General features: G+C 58.9%; 1 protein-coding gene. It reads right to left on the minus strand.

The features are described 5' to 3' along the window. Positions 1-423 (minus strand): type 2 periplasmic-binding domain-containing protein (locus D7Y13_RS43555; protein ID WP_147452741.1); only part of this gene is annotated, 423 nt, incomplete at both ends.

A 423-nucleotide genomic window follows, 5' to 3' on the forward strand; every position in this document is an offset into this window, starting at 1 on the left:
AACTTGCAGTTTTCGGCAGACCGGGCGGGTTGATCTCCGAGGAGGCCACCGCTTCGGAGCCGAGGTTCCACCGGTCGATAACCTGCTGGTACGTGCCATTTTCGATGGTGTGATCGATCGCGTCGGCAAAGGCCTTGGCCAAGCCGTTGTCCCTCTTGGTCAGGACCGCGATTTCACCCTGTAAAGCCTCGCCCGCGCCGGAGAAGGTTCCGATCACCTTCGTTTCACCGAGCGAACCCACGTGATACTGCGCGGTCGGGTTCGGCCCGAAATATCCATCGATGCGACCTGAGGAAAGCGCCAGGTAGTAGTCCGTGGCGTTCTGGTAGTACTTGATGTCGATCGGCGCCAGGCCTTCCGCGACATTCTGGTCGTTCCAATCGACCAGGATCTTCTCCTGATTGGTTCCGGAACCAACAGCAA

It is taken from the genome of Corallococcus praedator, from assembly GCF_003612125.1.
Classification (GTDB): domain Bacteria; phylum Myxococcota; class Myxococcia; order Myxococcales; family Myxococcaceae; genus Corallococcus; species Corallococcus praedator.